The organism is Tsukamurella paurometabola DSM 20162, from assembly GCF_000092225.1.
In the GTDB taxonomy this organism is placed as follows: Bacteria; Actinomycetota; Actinomycetes; order Mycobacteriales; family Mycobacteriaceae; genus Tsukamurella; species Tsukamurella paurometabola.
In genome coordinates this window covers 3997696-4016771 of the sequence record NC_014158.1, presented here as the reverse complement: position 1 = coordinate 4016771, position 19076 = coordinate 3997696, and the positions used below count along the sequence as shown (strand labels likewise).

At 67.0% G+C, this 19076-nt stretch carries 24 protein-coding genes; 8 read left to right on the top strand and 16 right to left on the bottom strand.

Annotated elements, in window-relative coordinates:
- Positions 1–198: 198 nt before the first annotated feature.
- From TPAU_RS19485 to TPAU_RS19430, 12 genes are all read right to left on the bottom strand, one after another.
- Positions 199–480: a hypothetical protein gene (locus TPAU_RS19485; RefSeq protein ID WP_147291117.1), complete on the bottom strand. Its 282-nt coding sequence runs from the start codon at positions 478–480 to the stop codon at positions 199–201.
- A gap of 14 nt (positions 481–494) precedes the next feature.
- Positions 495–878, bottom strand: a complete 384-nt coding sequence (locus TPAU_RS19480) for a hypothetical protein (RefSeq protein ID WP_013128464.1) — start codon at positions 876–878, stop codon at positions 495–497.
- A complete protein-coding gene (locus TPAU_RS19475) occupies positions 868–1458 on the bottom strand; it encodes a VG15 protein (protein ID WP_013128463.1) in 591 nt (196 codons plus the stop codon). The genes TPAU_RS19480 and TPAU_RS19475 overlap by 11 nt, the downstream gene beginning before the upstream one ends.
- Positions 1455–2729, bottom strand: coding sequence for a phage portal protein (locus TPAU_RS19470; protein ID WP_013128462.1), 1275 nt, complete (start codon positions 2727–2729; stop codon positions 1455–1457). Before TPAU_RS19470 ends, TPAU_RS19475 begins: the two co-directional genes overlap by 4 nt.
- 10 nt (positions 2730–2739) lie before the next feature.
- Positions 2740–4209, bottom strand: a complete 1470-nt coding sequence (locus TPAU_RS19465; protein ID WP_013128461.1) for a terminase large subunit domain-containing protein — start codon at positions 4207–4209, stop codon at positions 2740–2742.
- Entirely contained in the window at positions 4206–4715 is a 510-nt protein-coding gene (locus TPAU_RS23750) for an HNH endonuclease (RefSeq protein WP_083773895.1), read from the bottom strand. Before TPAU_RS23750 ends, TPAU_RS19465 begins: the two co-directional genes overlap by 4 nt.
- A complete protein-coding gene (locus TPAU_RS19455) occupies positions 4708–4980 on the bottom strand; it encodes a hypothetical protein (RefSeq protein ID WP_013128460.1) in 273 nt (90 codons plus the stop codon). Before TPAU_RS19455 ends, TPAU_RS23750 begins: the two co-directional genes overlap by 8 nt.
- Positions 4981–5081: 101 nt before the next feature.
- Positions 5082–6353 (bottom strand): hypothetical protein, encoded by a 1272-nt coding sequence (locus tag TPAU_RS19450; protein ID WP_013128459.1) that lies wholly within the window; start codon positions 6351–6353, stop codon positions 5082–5084.
- Entirely contained in the window at positions 6350–6709 is a 360-nt protein-coding gene (locus TPAU_RS19445) for a DUF2742 domain-containing protein (RefSeq protein ID WP_013128458.1), read from the bottom strand. Before TPAU_RS19445 ends, TPAU_RS19450 begins: the two co-directional genes overlap by 4 nt.
- 84 nt (positions 6710–6793) lie before the next feature.
- The gene (locus TPAU_RS19440; protein ID WP_013128457.1) at positions 6794–6997 is read right to left on the bottom strand and encodes a hypothetical protein; all 204 of its coding nucleotides are present in this window, start codon (positions 6995–6997) and stop codon (positions 6794–6796) included.
- Positions 6994–7176, bottom strand: a complete 183-nt coding sequence (locus TPAU_RS19435) for a hypothetical protein (RefSeq protein ID WP_013128456.1) — start codon at positions 7174–7176, stop codon at positions 6994–6996. The genes TPAU_RS19440 and TPAU_RS19435 overlap by 4 nt, the downstream gene beginning before the upstream one ends.
- Complete coding sequence (locus TPAU_RS19430; protein WP_013128455.1) at positions 7173–7382, bottom strand: helix-turn-helix transcriptional regulator; 210 nt, start codon at positions 7380–7382, stop codon at positions 7173–7175. The genes TPAU_RS19435 and TPAU_RS19430 overlap by 4 nt, the downstream gene beginning before the upstream one ends.
- A gap of 172 nt (positions 7383–7554) precedes the next feature.
- Between TPAU_RS19430 and TPAU_RS19425 the strand changes: the two genes are divergently transcribed.
- Both TPAU_RS19425 and TPAU_RS19420 read left to right on the top strand, forming a co-directional pair.
- On the top strand, positions 7555–7863 hold the full coding sequence (locus TPAU_RS19425) for a TadE family type IV pilus minor pilin (protein WP_013128454.1): 309 nt from the start codon (positions 7555–7557) through the stop codon (positions 7861–7863).
- Positions 7860–8222, top strand: coding sequence for an Rv3654c family TadE-like protein (locus TPAU_RS19420; protein ID WP_013128453.1), 363 nt, complete (start codon positions 7860–7862; stop codon positions 8220–8222). The genes TPAU_RS19425 and TPAU_RS19420 overlap by 4 nt, the downstream gene beginning before the upstream one ends.
- Here TPAU_RS19420 and TPAU_RS19415 read toward each other — a convergent pair whose 3' ends face one another.
- The gene (locus TPAU_RS19415) at positions 8223–8696 is read right to left on the bottom strand and encodes a tetratricopeptide repeat protein (RefSeq protein WP_013128452.1); all 474 of its coding nucleotides are present in this window, start codon (positions 8694–8696) and stop codon (positions 8223–8225) included.
- Positions 8697–8764: 68 nt separating this feature from the next.
- Between TPAU_RS19415 and TPAU_RS19410 the strand changes: the two genes are divergently transcribed.
- On the top strand, positions 8765–9094 hold the full coding sequence (locus TPAU_RS19410; RefSeq protein ID WP_013128451.1) for a TfoX/Sxy family protein: 330 nt from the start codon (positions 8765–8767) through the stop codon (positions 9092–9094).
- Positions 9095–9096: 2 nt separating this feature from the next.
- Here TPAU_RS19410 and TPAU_RS19405 read toward each other — a convergent pair whose 3' ends face one another.
- Positions 9097–11415: a DEAD/DEAH box helicase gene (locus TPAU_RS19405; protein ID WP_041944508.1), complete on the bottom strand. Its 2319-nt coding sequence runs from the start codon at positions 11413–11415 to the stop codon at positions 9097–9099.
- A 366-nt stretch (positions 11416–11781) separates the two neighbouring features.
- On the opposite strand from TPAU_RS19405, the gene TPAU_RS19400 reads away from it, so the two are divergent.
- From TPAU_RS19400 to TPAU_RS19390, 3 genes are all read left to right on the top strand, one after another.
- Positions 11782–11985, top strand: a complete 204-nt coding sequence (locus TPAU_RS19400; RefSeq protein WP_013128449.1) for a cold-shock protein — start codon at positions 11782–11784, stop codon at positions 11983–11985.
- A 144-nt stretch (positions 11986–12129) separates the two neighbouring features.
- On the top strand, positions 12130–12537 hold the full coding sequence (locus TPAU_RS22995) for a hypothetical protein (protein ID WP_115329697.1): 408 nt from the start codon (positions 12130–12132) through the stop codon (positions 12535–12537).
- Between the two features lie 61 nt (positions 12538–12598).
- The gene (locus TPAU_RS19390; RefSeq protein WP_425358571.1) at positions 12599–13858 is read left to right on the top strand and encodes an IS30 family transposase; all 1260 of its coding nucleotides are present in this window, start codon (positions 12599–12601) and stop codon (positions 13856–13858) included.
- Positions 13859–13911: 53 nt separating this feature from the next.
- Here TPAU_RS19390 and TPAU_RS22545 read toward each other — a convergent pair whose 3' ends face one another.
- Positions 13912–14046: a zinc transporter permease gene (locus TPAU_RS22545; protein WP_425358570.1), complete on the bottom strand. Its 135-nt coding sequence runs from the start codon at positions 14044–14046 to the stop codon at positions 13912–13914.
- Here TPAU_RS22545 and TPAU_RS23845 point away from each other — a divergent pair.
- Both TPAU_RS23845 and topA read left to right on the top strand, forming a co-directional pair.
- A complete protein-coding gene (locus TPAU_RS23845) occupies positions 13984–14493 on the top strand; it encodes a hypothetical protein (RefSeq protein ID WP_425358560.1) in 510 nt (169 codons plus the stop codon). The two genes, TPAU_RS22545 and TPAU_RS23845, sit on opposite strands and share 63 nt — an antisense overlap.
- Positions 14494–14671: 178 nt before the next feature.
- Positions 14672–17578, top strand: coding sequence for a type I DNA topoisomerase (topA, locus tag TPAU_RS19380; protein WP_013128447.1), 2907 nt, complete (start codon positions 14672–14674; stop codon positions 17576–17578).
- Here the strand turns inward: topA and TPAU_RS19375 are convergent.
- The gene (locus TPAU_RS19375) at positions 17575–19074 is read right to left on the bottom strand and encodes an adenylate/guanylate cyclase domain-containing protein (RefSeq protein ID WP_013128446.1); all 1500 of its coding nucleotides are present in this window, start codon (positions 19072–19074) and stop codon (positions 17575–17577) included. The two genes, topA and TPAU_RS19375, sit on opposite strands and share 4 nt — an antisense overlap.
- Positions 19075–19076 lie beyond the last annotated feature (2 nt).

Genomic DNA, 19076 nt, shown 5'->3' with positions numbered 1-19076 from the left:
TTGACATACAAAAAGCCCGGCACCTGATGGTGTCGGGTTCGAAATTTGATCTTCTGGAATGCTCTTGCGCCGCCTGGGCTTCGAGCGGGTCGGCCACCAGGGCCACGTCTCAATTGTACCAACGGGACTAATTAAGCCCCGTCCTCTACTAACAGTCTATCAACGGGGGTGACACGTACAGTCTATCGGGCGGGTGGACTAAGCGACGCGAACCCGCCACTCCACCACTGCCTCCCAGCACAAGACGTCGTTACGCGACGGATCCTCCGCCATGTTCGGGCCGCTCAACCGCCGCGCAGCCTGCACCCAGCACCAGCCGCCCACGCGTGCCCCCGGCGCCGCCGACGCGTGGCCGCCACCCGACGCCCAGCACCACAGGAACCGCCACGAGCCCGTGTCGTGCTCCGCCGCCACCGGCACGTCATCGTTGAAGTGACGGAGCATCCCCCGCTGCAGGTGGCCGACCGCCAGGGCAGTCACGTTCGGTTCGACGATCACACTCGCCCCTTCAGGACGTCGATCAGCGACACCGAGCCGCCGCCGGACTGGCCCTGCCCAACATCCCCGGCAACCGTCCGCGCCCGCAGGTGCGGCTTCCTCTCCACCAACTCCTCGAGCGCTGCAGTAAGCGACTCCGGATCGTCAAGGTGAGCCTCGTCGAAATCCAGATCCGTGGGGTCCGCGAGTACACCAGTCGCGCGCACGAGCTCCGCGTGCAGTCGGTGGGCGAGGTCATCAGCAGCCTTGGCGCGGGTGCGGTACTTTGCCGACTCCGCGCGCAGATCCTCGACGTAGGCGCGGTCGAACGTGTCCTCCGTGGTCTCGGTGTTCTCGTCGGTCTGGTCGACGATCTCCTCGGTGTTGCTCTCACTCGTCATTGTCAATCTCTTTCCTGGTAGGTATTGGTGTGCACCGGCACCCGGTGTGCCGGTGCATCGGCTTGCTGGCCGGGTAGACGAACCCGCCCGGCCGCAGATGTTCCTTCCGCAGCCACACGCAGAGTTCGCAGGCCCCGGCGTTCAGGCCGCGTGTGTACCCGTCGATCCCGTGCGACTTGTAGGAGTGCACGACTTGCTGCTGTGCCGCCTGCGCGGGTTCATCGCGAGCGAACCGCTCCAACCTGGCGTCCACGTCCTCATCGGCGAGAATGCCGGCAAACGTGGCAGCGGCACGAGCAAGCCGGCCGTGATCCTCCACAGCCGACACCGCCGCCGAACCCGTCGCGGTGACCCGCTCACCAAGAACGGTCTCCACCGCGCGGGCAGCAACCACATCGGCCGCGGCCCGCGCCGACGAGTTCACCGCCGCCACCATCTGCCCCAGAGCCTCCGCGAACACCGCCTCGTCAACCTGACCGGCCCGGTACACCTCAAGCAGCTCAAGGACAGCACGCGCGGTCTTCTCCCCGAGGCGCTGAAGCCACGAGTCGAACCCGTCGATCACCGCCCGTTCGGTCACGCCAGGACCGCGCTTGCGTCGATATTCGCCACCGCATCACGAGCACGGGCAGCGTGAATCTCATCCACCTCGCCATCGGAGTAGCCGAGGCGCTTCAGCGCGTACGACGCGGGCAGCAGGCCAGCCGCATACAGCTTCGTCACGGCATCCGCCTCCTGAGCCTCCGAGCGTGTCGCGGCATCAGCCCACTCGATCCGAGGCTCCACCGTCAGCGGATCAACACCGTCACGGACCCCGACGATCAGCCGGGCCACCTGCTCCCACGAGCGGCCGAACTGTGCCTGCTTGGCCTCCGCGCGGGCAGTCAGCGCCGCCTCCGATGCCCGAATGCTGTCCGCGCTCGGGGGGTTGTCGCCGCCGATCCCGAGCTGATGTTCAGGTAGCCCGGACACCGCTGAGATCTGGCGCATGAGAACACCTATGGCATTCTCGTATCCGGCGAGATCCGCCCCGGCGAGCTGCCCGAACTTCGCCCCTTCGGCCTCGGAGATCATCATCCGGTCCCCTTCGGGGAACGGGTTTCGCACGTTGCCGTCGTCGTCCTCCACCAGCTCCACACCCGTAGCCCAGCGCCGCGGACGCGCACCGAACTCGGAGGCGATCAACAGATCGGTCGTGAGTTTCGTGACGGCATCAGAGAGATCGAGCACATCCGCCATCTCCGACCGGCCGCACTCGTCGAGCAACCGCGCCGAGTTCGTGAACCGCACCACCGGCACCACACCCAGCGGGTTATCCAGAACCTCCACGACCTCGAAACCCGTCGTGGTGGCCCCGGTGTTGTTCGCCCGCAACCGGGTGATCTGCTCGGCCTCGAAGATCGTGGCCTCCGTAGTAGTCGCCGTGGTCCAGCGCTTGGCAGCTGCGATCGGACGCCGCGAACCCGGATCGACGATCATGCTCATCTGACGGGCCGATTCGATCGACACCTGCGGCCGACGATCCGCGCCAGCCCAGACGATCGCGAACGACGAGCCCAAGATCAGCGCCTCACGATGAGCCACATGCGACACCTGATCCAGATCGTTGCGCAGCCAGTCATCCCAGACGTCAGCGCCCTTGATGCCGGTGACGCGCAGCCGCTCCGCCATCGAATCCACCAGCAGCCGGGGAACGTTCACCGACACCCTGCGCAGCCGATCACCCAACGCCTTCACCGCCTCCGGGGAGAGGAACGCCAGTGGCGACATCCCCTCGTAATATCGGTCGAGCCTCGAATGCTGCCCAGCGTTCGCGTCGATGCGCTGCAACAGTTCAGTAGTCAAATCCATTGAAATCCTTCTAGTTTGAGAATGAGACAGTGCGGCGTTTCTTCCTGTGTGCCGCCCGCCACGTCGCCCGCGAATGTGCCATCACCAGACATGCCGCGAGGTCGATCTTCCGAGCTGCACGCGACCGCGACCGCTTCGCCAATCGCAGCCCACGCGGATCTTCCTGCACCACAGCCGCCGCCACGTGAGCCGCGAGCTTGGCGGCGCCTGAGTGGGAGATTTCGCCGTTCACCGCAGACGTATAGAGGTCCGTCGTCGCCGCCGTCAGCCGCGAAGGCGAATGCGGGAACTCCACCACCGGCAAGCCCTCCTGCTCAAGAACCTGCAGGGTGCGGGTCCACCGGAACGGGTCCGCGATGATCTCCACCACCTGGTAGTCCCGGCACGCCTGGCGGATCGTGTTCTCCACCTCCAAGACCGGCACCCGCCAGTCATCGTTATCGGCAGGCCGCTCCCACACCCGCAAGGGATGGAAGTGAGGTGCCGCCGCCACCGTGCCCAACAGCAGGGCGGTCGTGTCGTCCGAGAATGATCCATCGAGCGCGATCACCACTTCCGCCCCCAGCGGAACCGGCTCACCCGTCGACAACCCCTCCCAGACGCCAGCAGGAAGGAACGAGCCCTCCGTATCCGCCGCGAACTGGCACAACCGCGCCCGCCTGAAGGTGCTCTCACGGGTCTTCGGCGGAAGTAGGGCCACCAGGGCGTCCCGGTGAAGAAAATCGTCCAGCGCCGGGTTCGCCAGCTCCCAGCAGTGTGTGCAGTCCACCGGGTGATCCTCGAAACCAGCCGCAGAGAACTCCCGCCACCGCAACGACGCATCGTCGGGATGCTCAAGGTGGTAATCCCGGAGGCTCAAGAGCACCTGGTCGTCCAGATTCGGGCCGGGCGTCCCGATCGCCACCAACACGGACTTTTCACGCTTGCCCTGCGCGAGCTGCACCACCTCGAACACATCGCGGTTCACCACGCCGGCCTCGTCGACCAAGGCGAGCACGTAGTCCAGGCCCTCCAACGCCGTCGGAGACGCAGGCAGGCACTGGAACACGCTGTCCGTGGTCGGCAGATACAGGCGGTCCTTGAAGATCTGGCAGCGCGCCGACAGTTCCTCGTTGAGCTCCACCATGCGGCGGGCCGCAGAGAACGCGAGACCGGCCTGCCGCTCATCCACCGCGACCACGCACACGTTCGCGCCCTCCCCGCCGGTGAAGAACCTGTACAGGGCGATCGCCGCGTTCAGGGTGGTCTTGCCCTGCCCGCGAGGGAACATGATCCCCACCGTCCGGGCACCGGAGTCCAGAACATCCCGCGCCACGTCGACCTGCCAGTCCCGCAGGTGCAGCTTCCCCTTCGCACCCGTGCCCTTCGGCACCCGCAAGAACTTGTCCGCGAAAGCAAGAAACCGCTCCGACTCCACCTCCGACCGCGGCCGAAAAGGCAACGGAGAGGTGTCGACAGCGGCCTTCGGACCCGCCTTCATGACGCCTTATCGACAATGACTGTCGAGAGTAACGGGCCCCGCGCCTTGCCTACGGGGTGCTGAGACCCGCTAGGCGGGGCCTCCCCCCTGGTTCCGACCGTCTGAACGGCCTTCTGAGCGACTAGAATCATGCTGCGGTACTTCGCCTTACGTGTTCTTTCGTGTGCGCTCTCAAGGCGTTTGAGGACGTCCTGGGCTTCGGTCGGCGTGTACGTGTCGCGGCGTCGGCTGTTGCATGAGCGGCATCGGACGGTGACGTTCTCGATCTCGTGCGCGAGTTCCGGGTAGTCGGACACGGGCAGGATGTGGTCGGCCGTGAGGTCGCTGGTTGTGCCGCAGTCGAGGCACCAGGGCTGCTGTTCTCGGGCTTTGAGGGAGATCCGCCGCCATCGGCTATCGGATCCGGCGTGTGCGACGGAGCGCGGCTTCTTGGTCGTGGATGCAGAACACCCCGAGCACCGTGTCGTGGTGCTCGGGGTGCCGCATCGTAGGCAGGGCCTAGCCACTGGTGTCCTTGCGCGCGTTCTTGCGTGCTCGGCGGCGGCGGGCCAGCTCGATGTGGCACTGCTCGATCATGCGATCGACGAACAAGACGTCCTCACCAGACAGCTCGAGTGCTCGTTGGGAGAACCGGGTGAGGCGGCTGCGGAGGTTGATGCGGGCGAGCTTGAGGGTGGCGTCGGCGTCGAACAGGTCGGTCTCGTCGACGGTGTTCGGCATCGAGTTCGGCGTGATGCCGGCGTCGGTGAGTGCTTCGGTGATGTTGGTCATGATCTTCTCTCTGTACGCGGCGTATGCCGCACTTGTCTGATTTATTGCCCGTCCTGGGCCTGGACCCCTGGACCAGTGGTCCACCCCGTTCACCTGCGGTTTTAGGGGTGGACCAGGGGTGGACCGGTCCACCCCTGGGCGGGGAGTTGGAGTACCTGTCCACCCTCGGTGAGGGTGATCTTCTGGTGCTGCCCGTCGTCGCGGACGGCGATGTCGCCCGCGTCGACGAGCACGGTGAGCGCGGTGTCGAAGTCGACACGCAGGTTGGACTTGATGGAGCATCGGACGGCCGACCGCGCTTGCGGGCCGTCGTGGTTGCGGAGGTACCGCAGGATGCCGTCTGCTGCGCGACGCACCTGCCGATCCTCGATGACGGTCTCTCGTTCGGCGGCAGCGAGGGCGCGGGCTCGGTTGGCGATCCTCGCGGCCGTCTCCGTCGCCTCGATGAGACCTGCCCGCACCGAGTTGGACTTCTTGAGTACATCTCCTGCGAGACGCCAGTCGTCGTCGGAGACGATGGTGCGGCCCTCGATCAACATGAGCGCGACCGCCACCTTGCAGCGGGTCAGTAGCGCGTGACCGTCGAGCGGATCCACGTCGGGATCTTCGCGTAGGACGCGGAGTCGGTGTTGTCGTACCGCGGCGCGGGCGACGTCGGGGAAGGGGATCGCGTACACGTCTTCTCCGGGTGCCGGGACGAGTTGTCCGGGTGCCTCGGGGATGAGGGGCTCGATGTCGTCGATCGCCTCGTCGGGTGCGTGCGGGTCGCTGACTGGCAGCCACACGAACCGCTGGGGTGTGCCGCCGCCTGCGTCCTGCAGGAGGGTGCCGGCCCGCTCGGGCTGAATCCCCACGGACAGGCACGCGCGGTAAGTCTGGGCTCGCACTACGCGGGTGGTCTCAGCCTTCGCGTTTTTCTGCCCGATCTGCTCGCCCATCGCGATCTGCCGCAGCGCCGGAAACAGCGTGGTTCCGCTGCGCTCACCGAGCGCCTTGAGCGTGTCTACCTCGCTGGTGGAGAAGATTGCCGCCTCAAGTTCTGGTGTGCCTTCGTCGTCGGGCTGGAACGCCGCCGCGAGCCCTTCACCTGATCCGACGGGGAACTCCGGCACTGCGGCTGCGGGAGTCCAGTATCGGCGTCCTACTCCGTCGGAGACGCCTTTGCCGTGGCCTGAGGGGCCGACGAAGCCGACGAAGAGGTTCAGGCTTGCGGGTGTGCCGACCATCGCGGGGATAACCACGTTGGGCGGGGTGTTGGCGATCGCGCGGAGCATGACGACGCCGAGCACAGCCCAGGGGCCGGCGAGACGTTCGCGGGCGTAGTCGCGGATGCGCTGGAGGGATTCTCGTTCGTTCCAGAATTCCTCGGTCATGCGGCGCCCCCGTACGGGAACAGTGCCGACATTTCTCGAGTGTCGATCGCCCCGAAAGCGTCGTCTCGGTAGTCGCCTGTGGGCCGCGCAGTCTTCAAGCCGTCGAGAACTGCGCGGCTGGCTTCCTTCATCGCCTCGGCGCGGCGCATGTCCTGCAGTTCCTGTTCGAGCACCCACCGCTCGGCCGCGACGCCGATCGCGCGCATTTTGATGTCGTCGTTGTCGTCGAGGTCGGCCCACGCCTGGCTGCCGGCCTCAGGAATGTGCCCGCCTGCGTACGGCTGGGTCTTCTTGATGAACCGCTTCACGCGGCTCCACCGGTCCTCTTCGTGACCGGCTCGATGTACCATCGTCATAGAACCTTCTTGATCAAGTCGCGCGTCGTGCCTATCCGCCAAGACCGGGCACGACGCGTTTCTGTTCTCCCCAGCAGGGGACGTTCACTCGTCGAGCCGCCACATGCTGCGGATGTCGACGTTGTTGCTCACCAGCCACCGAAGTAGCCAGAGGTTCGGCACCCCACCGGGCCTGATCGACCTCGCCGCATCCGCCAAGCTGACCCCTGCGGCTGTCGCCAGCTCCGCAAGGTTGTCGATGCCGAGCTTCTCGGATTCGGCTTTCAGCGCGATCGGATCGAGGCTCACCGGGCGTGTTCCCAGAACGCTGCGAACTCCTCGACCGTCGTCCCGGCCGCGGCGGCGCCAAGTTCGTGGACGGTGATCCCCAGCGCATCCTGGACGCGCGAGATCAGTTCGGCGGAGGTCTGCTCGGGTAGCGCGAACATGGCGAGGTATTGGCTCTTGCTGATGTACGGCTCGCTCATGCGGCGCCTCCTCGGCCGGTCGCGGTCTCCTGCTCGCTCAGCCAGCGGTCGACATCACCTAGGCGGTAGTACACGTGTTTCCCCACCTTGAAGCTGTGAGGGCCGGTGCCGTTCGCGCGGTACCACCTCAGGGTGTTCGCGTTCAGAAACGGGCGAGCGGCGACAAGCTGTGTCGTGGTTACGATGTCGTCGTTGTCGTATGTCATGTTGTGGACCTTCCAAGGGTGCTGGTCCCGGATGGGACGAGCTGATTGCGTTGGACAGTCCTACTAGTACCCCCGTGGTCACCGGCGACAACATCGTCAGCGGCCTCACGTCGATCATCGGGAAGGCGCTGGGCACTTCCACCGGTTAGCGGGCGATACGGGCGCGGTCACGGTGGAGGCCGCGCTCGCCGTCGCCAGCCTGGTCACGGTGCTGATCGTCAGCATCGGGGCGATCGTCGGCGTCACCGCACAGGTGCGATGTGTGGATGCGGCCCGGGAGGCCGCCAGGCTCGCCGCGCGGGGCGACGACGACCGGGCATCACGGGCGATCGCGGAGGTCGGTCCGCCGGGTGCGAGCTCCGCAGTCTCACGATCGGGTGACACGGTGACCGTCCGGGTCGAGGCTCCGGTGCCCGCGTTGCCGGGGCTCACGGTCTCGGCGACGGCCGTCGCGATGCTGGAACCGGGAGAGCCGAGGTGACCGGGCTCCGGAATCTCGTTCGGGAGGACGACGGCGTGGCAACGGTGCTCGGTGCCGTCATGGTGAGCGCGATCCTGGTGGTGGCGCTGATGATCATCGACATCGGTGCCGCCGTCTCCGCCCGGCACCGGGCGCAGACCGCTGCGGATCTCGCCGCGCTCGCGGGTGCGGCCTCGGCCGTCGATGCGGAAGCGGCGTGTGCCGCCGCGGCCCGACTGGCAGCGGAGAACGCGGGCCGGCTGCTCGCCTGCTCCGTGGAGCAGGAGTTCGACGTGACCGTCCGGGTCACGGTGCCGGTATCGTTCGCCGTCTTCGGTGCCGGCGAAGCGGTCGTACAGGCGCGGGCCGGGCCCCAATGATCAGCGGGTGCGTAGCTCGTCGGCGTACGCCTGGGCGGAGCGACGATATCGTGTCATGCCCTCGGCCACCGAGTCGATGAGCATCGCTATCGCCTCGTTCGGGCGCTGCAGGTCCGCAAGACACAGCGCCCGGAAGACGGCGATCGCACCGTCGAGACCGTCGCCGCGGTCGGTAGCGAGACCGTTGAGCAATGCCAGTCCGTCTGCGGCCTCGCCGAGGTTGCGCAGCGAGCTCGCGAGCTGGATCGTCGCCTGCCGGGCACGACTGTCATCGAGCCCAGCATCGAGCGCGCGGCGGTAGCCGGGCACGGCGCGATCGGGGTGCCCGGTCGAATCCTCGACTCCGGCCCGCTCGAATGCGGCGACGCCTGCGGGCACCGAGGGATCGCTGACTATGCGGTCGATCCGCGCCCGCAGCTCGGCGTCACCGAGGTCGGCCGCCCATGCGGCTTCGAGGTCGTCCTCCCAGGTCATGTGCGTCCCCCTCATGTCGATTCGTCTGGAACCTAGCAGCGGCGACCTGCCCGGCGCACACTGATTTCATGGCGTACGACGAGGGCCTGGCCGATCGGATCCGCGATGTGCTCGAAGGTGCTTCCGGGATCACCGAGAAGAAGATGTTCGGCGGCCTCGCCTTCCTCGCAGACGGGCACATGAGCGTCGCCGTCCGCAACGACGGCGGCGCCATGGTCCGGCTGCCGCGCGAGGTGGCCGACGAGTACGTCGGCGAACACGTCTCCCTTGCAGTCATGGCAGGCCGCGAGATGCGTGGCTGGCTCGTGCTCGACGACGAGGAGATCGCGTCCGATCTCGACCTGGCCGAGTGGGTCCGGCGCACCGTCGACTATTCGCGCACGCTGCCGCCGAAGTAGCGTCAGCCCTGTGCGAGGGCGGCCAAGACGAGGTCGAGAACGACGATCGCGCCGGCCTTGTCGAGCGGGTCGTTCCCGTTGCCGCACTTGGGAGACTGCACGCAGGAGGGACAGCCTGCCGGGCACTCGCAGGCCGCGACCGCGTCACGGGTGGCCAGGAGCCAGGTGGCGATCGCCTCGTAGCCGCGTTCGGCGAATCCGGCCCCGCCGGGGTAACCGTCGTAGACGAAGATCGACGGCAGGCCGGTGTCCTCGTGCTGCGCGGTCGAGAGCCCGCCGATGTCCCACCGGTCACACGAGGCGACAAGCGGCAGCAGGCCGATCGCCGCGTGCTCTGCAGCGTGCAGCGCGCCCGGCCAGTGCTCGGGTGCGAGCCCCGCCGCGAGCAATGCATCCGGCTCGATCGTGATCAACGCCGCCTGGGTGGCGAGTGACGTCTCCGGCAGGTCCAGTTCCACCGCATCGAGCACCTCACCGGTGCGCAGCGTGCGGAGGTATCCGACCACCTGACTGGTCACCTCGACCGAGACGAACCGCGCCGTCACCGCGCCCAGCTCCTCGGTCTGGTGCACGCCGGTGACCCGGACATCGGAGTCTTCGCGTGCTGAGGTCGTCCACTCGGGCTCCTCCGCGTGCACCATCGCCAACCCCTCATCGAGGTCGAGCTCGTCCACCACGTACGACTCACCCTGGTGCACGTGCACGGCGCCCTCGTACACCGTCGACAGCGCGCGATTGAAATCCACCGTTCCCAGCAGCCGGCCCGTGAGCTCCTCCACGATCAGCACCTCGCTGCCCGCTCCGCCCCGGATATTCACGCGTGCATGGGGATCGATACCGGCGGCCAGGAAGTACCCGGCGGGGCGCTCGCGCAGCAGTCCGTCGGCGGTGAGGCGACCGACCACGTCGACCGCACCCAGCGCGGTCACCTCCTCGCGCGTCAGCGGGAGTTCGCCGGCGGCGCAGAGCAACTGCGGCCCCAGCACATACGGGTTCCACGGATCGGTGATGGTGGCCTCCACCGGTCGCCCGAGCAGCGACTCGGGGTGGTGCACCAGGTAGGTGTCCAGGGGATCGTCGCGGGCGATCAGCAGGATCAGCGACCCCTGTCCGCGTCGTCCACTGCGCCCGGCCTGCTGCCAGAACGAGGCGACCGTACCGGGGAATCCGGCCATGAGCACGGCATCGAGGCCCGCGATATCGACACCCAGCTCCAGCGCGTTCGTGGTCGCAACCGCCAACAGCTCACCATCGTTCAGGCCTCGTTCCAGCGCACGACGGTCCTCCGCGAGGTAGCCCGCGCGATACGCCGCCACCCGAGAGGCCAGCTCCGGCGTGGCCTCGGCGAGCATGCGCCGGGTGGAGAGTGCGACGGTCTCGGCGGACCGTCGGGACCGGACGAAAGCCAGCGTCCGAGCGCCCTCCACGACCAGATCTGCCATCATCCGCGCCGCCTCGGTGGTCGCTTGCCGGCGTACCGGGGCGCCGTTCTCGCCTTCCAGATCCGGGATCAGTGGCGGCTCCCACAACACCACTGTGCGCGGTCCATGCGGCGACGAATCGGTCTCCACGGCAACGCAGTCGGAGCCGATGAGCCGCGATGCTGCGCCAGCCGGATCGGACGTGGTCGCCGAAGCACAGATCACCGTCGGTTCGGCGCCGTATTTCGCCGCCACCCGCAACAGGCGGCGCAGCACCAACGCGGTGTGCGATCCGAACACACCTCGATAGTGGTGACACTCGTCCACCACCACGTATCTCAAGCCACGGAGGAAGCGCGCCCACTTGGCATGCCGCGGAAGCATTCCCACGTGGATCATATCCGGATTGGTGAACACCCAACGACTATCCGAACGTGCCCAGCGGCGCATCTCCTGCGAGGTGTCACCGTCGTACATCGCGGGCGAGACGTCGCCCAGGCCGTCGAACATCGACGTCAGGCGTAGCGCGGCGGCGTGCTGATCGGTGCCCAGAGCTTTGGTGGGCGAGAGGTAGAGCACGGTGGCGCGCGGGTCCGTAGCCAGGCCGGCGAGTACGGGAAGCTGATAGGCGAGCGACTTTCCTGACGCTGTACCTGTGGAGATCACCACGTGTCGCCCGGCGTGCGCGTGCTCGGCGGCCTCGATCTGGTGCCGCCAGGGCCGCTCGACGCCCGACTCGATGAACCCGTCCCGGATGTTCGACGGCAGCCACTGTGGCCACTGCGCGAATTCGGCTCGTCGTGAGGGGATATCGGCCACATGGGTCAGTCCATCGCCTGCGGGGCCTGTTCCGGCTTGGATCCGATGCAGCAGTTCGCGCCCGAAGGTGTTGTGTTCCAATGCGTTTGCCCCCGACGCTGAAGCTCTGCCGATAGCCTCGGAATGTTCGTTTTCCGGGACTTGAATCACTCTACCCGCCGGTAGGAAAGGGATACGGTTCGACAGCCGGAGGGTGAACAGCAGGCGAATTCGACCCGCCCGCTGTCGCTCCGTTCGAAATCGTGATTGACTGTAAGCGGTCGCAGCTCCCGCCGGGGATCCGATGGATCAACGGGGGATCGATGTTGCGGGCGTGGTACTGAAGGTTTTTGTGTGCGGACTCCGCAAACGGCTCCAGAAAGTATGGCGGCCGGAACCGGCCAGGAACACGCCCTCTCTCTGGGTGAGTTCCTACACCGGTAGTAAGACAAGTTAGGAAACATCTCAATGGCACAGGGCACTGTGAAGTGGTTCAACGCGGAGAAGGGCTTCGGCTTTATCGCTCCCGCCGACGGCTCGGATGACGTGTTCGTCCACTACTCGGAGATCCAGGGCAACGGCTTCCGTACGCTCGAGGAGAACCAGCAGGTCGAGTTCGAGGTCGGCCAGGGCACCAAGGGCCCGCAGGCCACCGGCGTCCGCGCTCTCTAAGAAACCTCCGCACCACGCGATAAGCGTTTCTCGCGACACCCCCTTGCCGCACGGCAAGGGGGTGTCGTGCATCTGCGGAGCCTTCGCAGCCCATGCGCCCGTGTCGGCGGAGATTCTTCGCCGGGCGCCCTCTATTCTTAACTCGTGTCCCAACTGTCACTTTTCTCCGCCGAGCAGACCGCGCCCTCGCCGCGCGACCTCGCGGGTCTGCTGGCGGCTTCGGGGCAGATCGTTCAGTTGGGCGGCAGTGCGCGCATCTCCGTCGTCGTCGCCGACTCGTGGCGTGCCGATGCCATCGCCGCGATGATCGATGAGGCGGGGTTGCGCAGCGAAACCGGTGTCTCCGACGAGGGATCGCCGCTGGTACGCACCCTCGCCAGCCCCGAACTGCAGCCGATGTCATTGGAGTGGACCCGCGGTGCGATGAAGGCGGCCCCGTCGAACTCGTGGGTTCTAGCGATCCCCGCAACACCGCGGATAGCAAGGAGTTGCGGGGATCGTGCATTCACCGATGGTGAAGAAGAGGTTCTTCAAGGAATTGGACGTGTCTGACGGCAATGTGTCGGTCGCTGCTAGGGCGGCGGGGGTGACAGTGAATACGGCGTTTGGATGGATGCGCAGGGCGGGCCTGCGTGGACGTGGGAGCACTAGCAATGGTGGTCATCCCGGCCGGGCCGAGTACGACCGGCTTCGCCGTGAGGGGGTGCTGCGGCCGGACGCTGCTCGGCGTGTCGGTGTCAGCGTTCGCACTGCTGGGGACTGGGATCGAGGGGTGCGCAAGATTGGCGATACTCGTATCCATCCCGACGGACGCAAGATCGATTACCTGACAGGTGCGGTCACGTGGGTCGGAGTGGAATCGGATGCACCGAGGCAGCGGAGCCTGCATCCACGGTTTCTGACCTTGACCGAGCGGGAAACTATCGCTGACATGCGCCGCGAGGGGGCATCGCTGCGGGCCATCGGCAGGGAGCTCGGCCGGCCAGCATCGACGATCAAACGGGAGATCGACGCTGGCGTTGTCAACGGTGCCTATCGCCCGCATCAGGCGCACCGCAGGTGGGAAAAGAGCCGGTCACGGCCGAAGCCAGCGAAACTGGCCCAGGCCGGTCCGCTGCGGGACTACGTCGAGAACAAACTGCAGGACCAGTGGTCCCCAGAGCAGATATGTCACTCTCTAGGGACCGAGTTCCCCAACGAGCAAAGTATGCGTGTGAGCGTCGAGACGATCTACCAGTCGATCTACGTTCAGGCTCGGGGCGGCCTGCGCCGTGAAGTCGCGATGGCCTTGCGAACGGGCCGCACCCGCCGCAAGCCCCACCGCCGCGCCGAACATCGCACCAGACGATTCGTCGACAAGATGGTGATGATCTCCGACCGGCCCGCCGAGGTCGAGGATCGAGCCGTGCCAGGCCACTGGGAAGGTGACCTGATCGTCGGTACTCGCAGCGAGTCCGCGATCGTCACACTCGTCGAACGCTCCACCCGCTACGTCATGCTCGGCCACCTGCCTGGCGGCCACTCCGCCGAAGAAGTCCGTGACGTGCTGGTTTCGTTGATCGGAAATCTCCCAGGACATTTGCGGGGATCACTGACCTGGGACCAGGGCTGCGAGATGGCCGCCCACCAACAATTCACGGTCGCCACCGGGGTTCCGGTCTACTTCTGCGATCCCCACTCACCCTGGCAGCGCGGAAGCAACGAGAACACCAATGGACTACTGCGCCAGTACTTCCCGAAAGGCACCGACCTGAGCGCCTACGGCCGCGAAGACCTCGAACTCGTCGCCCAGAAACTCAATCGCCGACCACGCAAAACGCTCGGCTGGAAGACACCAGCCGAGCGTTTGCGTGACCTCATTACAGCTCGCTAGCACCGATGCCCCGCGCTCGTATCGCGAGCGTAGGACATCGTGCGGCGTTTGGATCAGTGCTCGTCGTAGTGGTCACCATGCGGAGCGTGACGGTGCCCATCGTGGACGTAGTCCACGTGATCGCCGTGCTGGATAGCCTCGTGGCCGCAGTCGGGTCCATGGGCATGGTCGGAGTGGTCGTGTGCCAGGTGCTCAGTGCGCGTCATCGTCATAGGCATGATTATATGCGAATGCGTGCACGTAATGCAACGAGCACCGCGGATCCCAGAAGCGCTCCGCTGGAATACTCAGCGGAGCACTTCCGTATGGTGGGCCCTACCAGGCTCGGTGTTGCGACGATCCCTAGAATCCGCCACTGGGTGCCCGGGCCCCGGGCCCTGCGCGCCTGGGCGCTGGCGTCCGGCGAGCCGGACGGTGCGCACTACCTGCTGTATCTCGATCCGCACGCCCCGGAATCGGCGCCGGTGCTGGCCACCGCCCTCATGCGCGCCGGGGTCGCCCCGACACTGGTCGGGACCCGCGGGAATCGTCCGGCGCTCCGCGTCTCCGGGCACCGGCGGCTGTTGCGTCTGCGCGAGAGCATCGGCGATCCGCCACTCGGCCCGGCGGCGGCAGCCGCTTGGCCGGTTCCCTGACCGCCGAAAGGCGAGGATCGGGCTGTGTGCGGCGTGCACGACACCCCTAGATATAAGGTGGCCGGTAGCAAGTCGGGTTCGGGTGCGGCAGAATGTGCACCCGTGACCTCTGCGTCGGAAGAGACGTGCGGGGTTGAGGTGGCGCGAGGCGACCACCGATAACAGGGCAGGAGGGTCCATGGCGGCACGCGGGAAGGCAGCAGACGGCGACGGTCTACAGCGTCTGGTGATCGTGGAGTCCCCCGCCAAGGGCAAGAAGATCGGCGATTTCCTGGGGCCGAACTACACGGTCCGGGCGTCGATGGGGCACATCCGCGATCTGCCCAGCCGCGATAATCCGCTCCCCGAGGCCGATCAGGGCAAGTCCTGGTCGCGTCTCGGTGTGGACGTCGATCACGACTTCGAAGCCCACTACGTGACCTCCGCGAGTAAGCGCTCGACGGTGTCCGAACTGAAGTCACTGCTCAAGCAGGCCGACGAGCTCTACCTCGCGACCGACGGTGACCGCGAGGGTGAAGCCATCGCGTGGCACCTCCAAGAGGTGCTCAAGCCCAAGGTCCCGGTCAAGCGGATGGTGTTCCACGAGATCACCCAGCAGGCCATCCAGGCCGCCGCCCAGGAACCGCGCGAGCTCGACATGAACCTCGTCGACGCGCAGGAGACCCGCCGCATCCTGGACCGCCTCTACGGCTACGAGGTCAGCCCCGTGCTGTGGCGCAAGGTCAACCAGGGCCTGTCCGCCGGCCGTGTGCAGTCGGTGGCGACGCGCATCATCGTCGACCGTGAGCGCGAGCGCATCGCCTTCCGCACCGCCGGGTACTGGGATATCGCCGCCCAGCTGGACGCCGGCGCCGAAGCCAGCCCCCGCACGTTCGGGGCGCGACTGGTCAGTGTGGATGGCGACCGCGTGGCCACCGGCCGGGATTTCGATGCCCAGGGCCAGCTCAAGAAGCCCACCGGGATCACCGTGCTCGACGGTACGCGGGCGAACGCCCTGGTCGCGGGCCTGCAGGGCGCGAACCTCGCCGTCACCTCGGTCGAGGAGAAGCCGTACACGCGCAAGCCCTACGCGCCGTTCATGACGTCGACCCTGCAGCAGGAGGCGAGCCGCAAGCTGCGGTTCAACACCGATCGCACGATGCAGATCGCGCAGCGCCTCTACGAAGGCGGCTACATCACCTACATGCGTACCGACTCGACCACGCTGTCGGAGACCGCGATCGCCGCTGCCCGCGACCAGGCGCGGCAGCTGTACGGCGCCGATTTCGTGCACCCGACACCGCGGCAGTACACGCGCAAGGTCAAGAACGCGCAGGAGGCGCACGAGGCGATCCGTCCCGCGGGCGAGACCTTCCAGACGCCCGGCGCACTGGCGTCCGTGCTGAACTCGGATGAGTTCCGTCTGTACGAACTGATCTGGCAGCGCACCGTCGCCTCGCAGATGGCCGATGTCAAGGGCACCACCCTGAGCTTGCGCATCGGGGGCACCGCCTCCTCCGGCGAGAGCGTCGAGTTCGCCGCCTCGGGCCGCACCATCACCTTCCCCGGCTTCCTCTCGGCCTACGTCGAGACGGTCGACGAGCAGGCGGGCGGCGAGGCCGATGACGCCGAATCCCGACTGCCGCAGCTCACCAAGGGCCAGCGGGTGACCGCGGCCGAGCTCACCGCGGCGGACCACGTCACCAGCCCGCCCGCGCGCTACACCGAGGCCTCGCTGGTCAAGACGCTCGAAGAGCTGGGCATCGGCCGCCCGTCGACCTACGCCTCGATCATCAAGACCATCCAGGACCGCGGCTACGTGGTGAAGAAGGGCAACGCCCTCGTCCCGCAGTGGGTCGCCTTCGCCGTGATCGGACTGCTGGAGGGCCACTTCGGTGGCCTCGTCGACTACAACTTCACCGCCTCGATGGAGGACGATCTCGACGAGATCGCCGGCGGCCGTGAGGGCCGGGTCGACTGGCTCACCCGGTTCTACTTCGGCGACGCCGGTGACGCAGCCGCGGCGGCCGCCGATGGTCCGGGCCCCGACAGCCCCGGCCTGAAGAACCTCGTCGCCGCCAACCTCGATGCGATCGACGCCCGCGAGATCAACTCGATCCCGCTCTACACCGACACCGACGGCAACGTCGTCTACGTACGAGTCGGCCGCTACGGGCCGTATCTCGAGCGCACCGTCGCACCGAAGGACGGCGAGACCGAGCCCCAGGTGCAGCGGGCCAACATCCTCGCGTCGATGACCCCGGACGAGCTGACCGAGGAGGTGGCGGAGAAGCTCTTCGCGACCCCGCAGGACGGCCGCCCGCTCGGCGTGGACCCGGCCACGGGGCACGAGATCGTCGCCAAGGAAGGACGATTCGGTCCTTACGTCACCGAGATCCTGCCGGAGCCCGAGACCGACGACGACACCGAGAATCTCGACGAGGCGGCGGCGAAGCCCAAGCGCAAGAAGAAGACCGACGCGCCGAAGCCGCGCACCGGATCACTGCTCAAGAGTATGGATATCGAGACGGTGACGCTCGACGATGCGCTGCGGCTCCTGTCGCTGCCCCGCGTCGTGGGTGTCGACCCCGAGTCCAAGGAAGAGATCACCGCTCAGAACGGCCGCTACGGTCCGTACCTGAAGAAGGGCACCGACTCCCGGTCGCTGGCCACCGAGGAACAGATGTTCACGGTGACCCTCGAGGAGGCGCTCAAGCTGTACGCGGAGCCCAAGCGTCGGGGCCGCGGTGCGGCTGCCGCGCCGCCACTGCGCGAGTTGGGCAACGACCCGGTTTCCGGGAACGCCATGGTGATCAAGGACGGCCGGTTCGGCCCGTACGTCACCGATGGGGAGACCAACGCCTCGCTCCGCAAGGGCGACGAGGTCGCGTCGATCACCGACGAGCGCGCTTCCGAGCTGCTCGCGGACCGTCGAGCGCGCGGCCCGGTGAAGAAGAAGGCCACCAAGAAGGCGCCCGCCAAGAAGGCGCCGGCGAAGAAGGCCGCCGCGAAGAAGGCGGTCGCGAAGAAGACCACCGCCACGAAGACGGCCGCGAAGAAGGCACCGGCGAAGAAGGCGGCCCCGGCCGCCGACGAGACGGTCTAATCGTCGTACAGGGGGCGCGCCAGCTGTGTGAGTTGGCCGCGTCCCCGCAATTCGATCGCCTCGCCGAGTGCCCATAGTGCCTGCTCGGCCGCGGTCGCCGATTCGACGGCGCGACCGGCCGCCAACAGCGATGACGGCTCCGACTTGGCGATCTCGGTGATCCGCGCCGCCTCGTTCACCGGGTCACCGATCACGGTGTACTCGAACCGGGCCTTCGCGCCGATGTGGCCCGCGACCACCTGCCCGGCGGAAACACCGATGCCGAAGCCGGTGCCGCCGAGCACATCGCGCAGCTGGAACCGCATCTCCCTGGCCGCGGCCAGCGCCGCGCCCGAGGCGTCCGGATGCGGTAGCGGGGCACCGAAGATCGCCAGCGCCGCGTCGCCCTGGAATTTGTTGACGAAGCCACCGTGCAGGTCGACCAGGTCGACGACCACCTTGAAGAAGTCGTTGAGCAGGTCCACGACCGCGGCGGGTTCCTCGGTCACTGCGAGCTTCGTCGAACCGACGAGGTCGACGAACAGCACACCTACCTCGCGGATCTCGCCCTCCAGATGGGTGCCGTGCTCCAACGCCTGGCGTGCCACATCCTCGCCCACGTAGCGGCCGAACATATCGCGCATCCGCTGCCGCTCTGCCAGGTCGTGCACCATGTCGTTGAAGCCCGCCTGCAGCAGGCCCAGTTCGCTGGAGTCGTAGATCTTCACCGACGTGTTGAAATCGCCGTCGCGCACCCGGCGTTGCGCGCGGAACAGATCGCGGATCGGATCGCCGATCGATTTCGCCGCGCGCACCATGCCGAGCAGGCCGGCGGCGAGCGCGACGAGCGAGAGCAGCAGGACGGGGTCGATGATGCTGGGGGCGTCCGGGTCGACCAGGCCGAAGTCCTGCAGCAGGATCACCATCAGGATGCCGATGATCGGGACCGCGGTACCCAGCAGCCAGCTGAGCATGATGCGCGTGTTCACCGACAGTCCGGCGGTGCCCTGCGGCTCCTGTGCGAGCGCCGCCACCGTGATCGGGCGCAGCACGCGCTCGGTCTGCATGTAGCTCAGCGCGCAGGTGGTGGCCGCGCCGAGGAAGACCGTCATCGCGATCACCGCGGGTGCCCCGGTGGGCGCATCGAAGTTGATCACGACGAAGAGGGCGCCGCCCACCAGCCACAGGATGGCCTGCAGCAGCGCCATCCGACTGGGCAGGGCCAGCACTCGCTGCGAGATGTCGAGGTCGTTGGGCGCGCTGCGCCGATGCCAGCGCAGCACCGGCAGCACCAGCCGCAGGCCCACGATGGTGCCGATCACCGTCGCCCCGAGCAGGTAGGCCACGAAGACCAGCAGGTTGATCCCGCTGATCTGCTGGATCTGCACGGACTGATTCACCGGGAGCGCGAACCGCAGGAATCCGAACACGAAGACGGCGCCCAGGATGTTCGAGCGCAGGATGTCCAGCGCGAAGATCGGCCAGGGCGTCTTGGCCAGCCAGCGCGCGAGCCGCATGA

Bases quoted from the DNA above. Each gene is read 5' to 3' on its own strand.
- TPAU_RS19480 (WP_013128464.1), bottom strand. From the start codon at position 878: ATGACGAGTGAGAGCAACACCGAGGAGATCGTCGACCAGACCGACGAG.
- TPAU_RS19470 (WP_013128462.1), bottom strand. From the start codon at position 2,729: ATGGATTTGACTACTGAACTGTTGCAGCGCATCGACGCGAACGCTGGG.
- TPAU_RS19465 (WP_013128461.1), bottom strand. From the start codon at position 4,209: ATGAAGGCGGGTCCGAAGGCCGCTGTCGACACCTCTCCGTTGCCTTTT.
- TPAU_RS19455 (WP_013128460.1), bottom strand. From the start codon at position 4,980: ATGACCAACATCACCGAAGCACTCACCGACGCCGGCATCACGCCGAAC.
- TPAU_RS19450 (WP_013128459.1), bottom strand. From the start codon at position 6,353: ATGACCGAGGAATTCTGGAACGAACGAGAATCCCTCCAGCGCATCCGC.
- TPAU_RS19445 (WP_013128458.1), bottom strand. From the start codon at position 6,709: ATGACGATGGTACATCGAGCCGGTCACGAAGAGGACCGGTGGAGCCGC.
- TPAU_RS19435 (WP_013128456.1), bottom strand. From the start codon at position 7,176: ATGAGCGAGCCGTACATCAGCAAGAGCCAATACCTCGCCATGTTCGCG.
- TPAU_RS19430 (WP_013128455.1), bottom strand. From the start codon at position 7,382: ATGACATACGACAACGACGACATCGTAACCACGACACAGCTTGTCGCC.
- TPAU_RS19415 (WP_013128452.1), bottom strand. From the start codon at position 8,696: ATGACCTGGGAGGACGACCTCGAAGCCGCATGGGCGGCCGACCTCGGT.
- TPAU_RS19410 (WP_013128451.1), top strand. From the start codon at position 8,765: ATGGCGTACGACGAGGGCCTGGCCGATCGGATCCGCGATGTGCTCGAA.
- TPAU_RS19400 (WP_013128449.1), top strand. From the start codon at position 11,782: ATGGCACAGGGCACTGTGAAGTGGTTCAACGCGGAGAAGGGCTTCGGC.
- TPAU_RS19390 (WP_425358571.1), top strand. From the start codon at position 12,599: ATGCGCAGGGCGGGCCTGCGTGGACGTGGGAGCACTAGCAATGGTGGT.
- topA (WP_013128447.1), top strand. From the start codon at position 14,672: ATGGCGGCACGCGGGAAGGCAGCAGACGGCGACGGTCTACAGCGTCTG.
- TPAU_RS19375 (WP_013128446.1), bottom strand. From the start codon at position 19,074: ATGCGGCTCGCGCGCTGGCTGGCCAAGACGCCCTGGCCGATCTTCGCG.